This window comes from Shimia fortis (assembly GCF_040225985.1).
Classification (GTDB): domain Bacteria; phylum Pseudomonadota; class Alphaproteobacteria; order Rhodobacterales; family Rhodobacteraceae; genus Shimia.
In genome coordinates this window covers 1-3817 of sequence record NZ_JBBPEU010000032.1, presented here as the reverse complement: position 1 = coordinate 3817, position 3817 = coordinate 1, and the positions used below count along the sequence as shown (strand labels likewise).

Annotated in this window: 2 protein-coding genes; one reads left to right on the top strand and one right to left on the bottom strand. The window is 50.2% G+C overall.

The features are described from left to right. Positions 1 to 240 precede the first annotated feature (240 nt). Complete coding sequence (locus tag WNE31_RS18340) at positions 241 to 378, top strand: ATP-binding protein (RefSeq protein WP_463407446.1); 138 nt, start codon at positions 241 to 243, stop codon at positions 376 to 378. A 780-nt stretch (positions 379 to 1158) separates the two neighbouring features. Here WNE31_RS18340 and WNE31_RS18335 read toward each other — a convergent pair. Further along, positions 1159 to 3630 (bottom strand): hypothetical protein, encoded by a 2472-nt coding sequence (locus WNE31_RS18335; protein ID WP_349981389.1) that lies wholly within the window; start codon positions 3628 to 3630, stop codon positions 1159 to 1161. Positions 3631 to 3817 lie beyond the last annotated feature (187 nt).

Below are 3817 nucleotides of genomic sequence, written 5' to 3'. Positions count from 1 at the left end.
GTGACAATCTCTTCCGGCTTGTGTCGTTTGATTCCCATGTTTGATCCTCCGTTTCCCAACTATAGGGGCGGACCACTTCAGTGGGGGAGGATCAGTATAGCCGACCAGATTGTTTTTTGATCTCAAGTGTAGTGTTGGCAATCAATTGAACGAGACACCGACACCAGTGGTCGTTCACTATCGATGACCGTTATGGCCGTCCCGGCAAGGGGAATGATAAAGGCAAGGTCGAGGGACTGGTTGGCTACGGTCGGCACAGAACGTCTCACCGGCGCCCTGCTGGATCGTTTGACCCATCACGTGAACATCCTGGAAATGAATGGCGAAAGCTACCGCCTCAACCAGAGCCGCGCACGCCTCGGCAATCCGTCAACCTGAAATCTGAACAATTGGCCTGACGGCCAATGCGCCTTGGAACGTGCCTGCTATTTGAGGGCCGCACGCCCCAGGGCGCACCCACTAAACTGGCCGACTTTTGCTCCGCCCCTGTGGCAGGTTTTTGCACCGCCGTTGACACCTCCGTCCAAAGTACTTGGAGCGCGGGCACTTGGTATTCTTGGTTCAGTGGCAGCATTCTTGGCAAAGACGTCAGGGAACGCGTTTCGACATCCAACACAAAGCACTCGCTGGACAGTTGTTCCCAGCAATTTGCTGGCTGACGAGTCACCTCCGCATCCATGCCAAGGTCAGATTTGGTCGAGACATGTGTTGGATGTCGAAACGCATCAATTTCCTTAAGCTCTTCAAAAGCTATGTCGTTGAGAATCTGGGTATAAACTGCGCAGTGTCTATTGTGTCTATTGCGCCAATGTTGCTCCTGTGCAGAAGCACGGAGACGCTCAAGTAGCTTACCGGTTGGTGTGATAACAGTCATCGTTTCGATCCTTTTTTCTAGAAAGTGGGCCAGGCTCCAGCTCTCCAGGAAGAACGGAAACGAATTTTTTTGGTTTTAGCTTCGTCTTAACCGCGATTTTCGTCATTGCCCGGCAGGCGGGTCAGGACCGCGGAGGCGCCCCGCCCAAATTGGAAGACGTTTTCATAAAATAGGCAATCAAAAAGAGAAAATTTTCAGCTTGCAGAAAAGAAAAGGGTGTCAAAAAGAGAAACTGGAGAACTCCCAATGCGACGTCATTCGGCGTCAAGGTGAATGTCCATTTACTATGGACAAACTCCTCCGCGCATCGGGATGCTCGCAACTCTGGGATTTCTAGACACCAAAGATTCTTCAATTCGGGCAAAGTCCGGCATGGTCACTACCCGACCTCCGCTTTGTACTTGAATCCTGGGAATTTCAATGCCGTTAGCCACAGCTGGCCGCTTGAATTGGACAGCCAACGGATTGACCCCACACCATTTCCGGAGAAACTTCTTTATCTGCTCTTCTTCAAGAGTTTTCACAAGTTCTCTCAAGTTTGGAGGCACCGCCGCCTTGCAGTTTTCTGGATCATTCGCGCGCTTGCACCATTCATTTAACAGAAAAGCCTCGTATTGCTCCTTGGAAATAGCGTTGCCATGCTCACCATCGGGATCAGGTATGCAGATCGCATGCATGCAGAAGACCTCTTGTGCTGTCATTTTGAGAGTCGCTGGAAAGCCACGTTGCGGCTGCAAACCAGGTGCCACATTGATGAGCGTGCAGTTCACTTTTATGCAACGCACCCAGCGGAGAAGTCTCTTTAACTCCCAAATTGACAGGTTGTCGTGGCCACCGACATCGTCCAAGTGTGGCGGCAGGACGTAAGCAACTTGAATATTGACCTGCGTCTTTTGCTCTGCCTCTTGCTTTTGCCTCTCCTGCTCTTTTCTTTCTTCTTCCTGCGCCTTTAATGCAGCCTCAGTCGCAGCCTTGGCTTTGGCCGCCTTTTCATCTGCCTCTTTTTGCTTCTGGTCAGCACGTGTCTTCGTTTCGACATCGCCCGCCCCTTCTGCGAAATCAGCAGCCACAGCGGCGTAATCTGCTTCGTCCTGCGCCTGCAAATAGTCTCGTGTGGCCTTCGCAGCGTTTCGCGTCTTTTTCTGCGTCTCCGGAGAGTAGTTATCAATCGAGTCGCCTGCGCCGATTAGATTAACCAAACTGTAGGATGAGATCCGCCGAGGCTCCTTATCGCCTGCCCTGACACTGATGCCTGAATCTGGGTTACGCTCCCTATTTGCTTCGTCACCGCCATGTTCACGATTTGGCGAATCGTCGATGAATTTGTCGTCCCATCTTTCATCCCAACCATAAAGTTCGTCGGGTTTCGCTTCGCCATCGGGCGAGATCCTTTCTACGCTTATTGAGCGGTGTTTTTCCTTTTCGTGTGAATACCTACGGGTATCTTGTTTCTCGTCTTTGAATTCACCTACGTCAAATCCGTTGGCTTCGAGTACTCCATCAAGAAAACCGAATTCATCAAAGCGGAGTGCCCAAAGACCTTCCAAGTTCACATTTACATCACCCTGCCAGCAATCGCCAATGCAGCCGTGAAGGAAGTCATTGAAATCATGAATCGTTGAATAGATGTCATATACTCTCCTCCCTTGCTTGAAAGTCGCTGTGTATAGCAGGCTGGCCGTGCCCTTGAAGGATCCAGTCGTGACGCTGGACATAATCTCACCGATCATTGCATCGTCGGCCTTCAAGATCTCCAAAATAGAGAGACCACCAAGCTTTCCATCAGCCAATCCCGCCAGCTCTATAAGCAGATCATTGACGTTAACTGCTTGATGGCCGCCCTCAATTCTCGCATGTAATGCACGCGCGACTTCAAGGATGGCTGATGCCGGAACCATTGGATAAAAAATCTCTATGCCGGTGGCGGTGAGGTTTTGAAGCGACTTGCATTGCAACGTGCAAACAATAGATCCAGGAATGGTTCCGGAAAAGAACCCAGCTCTTTCGCTTGAGATAAATACTGCTTCAGCCTGCCATTCAGTTTCGTCCAAAACTTTTTGGAGGGCCACATCTTCCCAGTAGTCACCACCCGAAACTGCCATGCTCAAGTCGGATAACCTTCGAGTTCCCATCCAAATGAGTACTTCTTTATCCAGAAGGAACTCGACCGCAGCTATCTTCTTTATTCTCATCTGATCAAAGAAGGAGTAGTGGTTATCCGATTGAGCAATCGCCCTGTCAGATAGTATTTGCGCAGCTACGGCATCCATCGCAGCCCTGTCTAAACTGCGAAGCGCTATCTGCCAGTTTGAAGGTACATCAAGTTCGCCAACAAATCTTTTGGCCATCTCCTCATCAAAGTGAAACAGTAGTCCGGCGGCGAATTGAGCCACGTAGTCGAACCCAAAAAAAGTCGCCGTATCAATCAGATCGAGAATATCCTGAACAACAAACTGCTCTCCTTTTGGGACATTCAAGACAACATTGCTTGCCGAGAGCCATTCCTCTGACGGAATATCTAGGATCAAAGACATGACTTCACTGTGAAATTTGTTTGCCAATTCAGGGTTGGCATTTTGAATTGGTGTGAATCCCGCTTCGACCCGCGCTTCAATAAAACTCAATCGCTCGCGATAGATTGGATCCTTCGAAAAGAATGTTTTTGCCTGCACACGGGGTGTTTCGTCATCGGCATCAGCAGAGGAGCCCAAGCCTACAGTGAAGGCGAAGCAGATAAATAGCAAAAACAGTCTCATGAGCTTTGATCTCCCCACAACGAGAGTTACGTTATCGACCAGCGCCACTCTGTCACCGGAAGAAGCGCTGATATGGTCAGTATCAGTCGACACTGATCAGCCCCACCTAAGTGGTCCAGTTTGAATGTTAGTGCATGATTGGCCTGGGTTCCATCGGGATGATGGTTTCCGGCGCCGGCGGGCGGTA

Excerpts from the sequence above, each read along its gene's own strand:
- WNE31_RS18335 (WP_349981389.1), bottom strand. The coding sequence starts at position 3,630 with ATGAGACTGTTTTTGCTATTTATCTGCTTCGCCTTCACTGTAGGCTTG.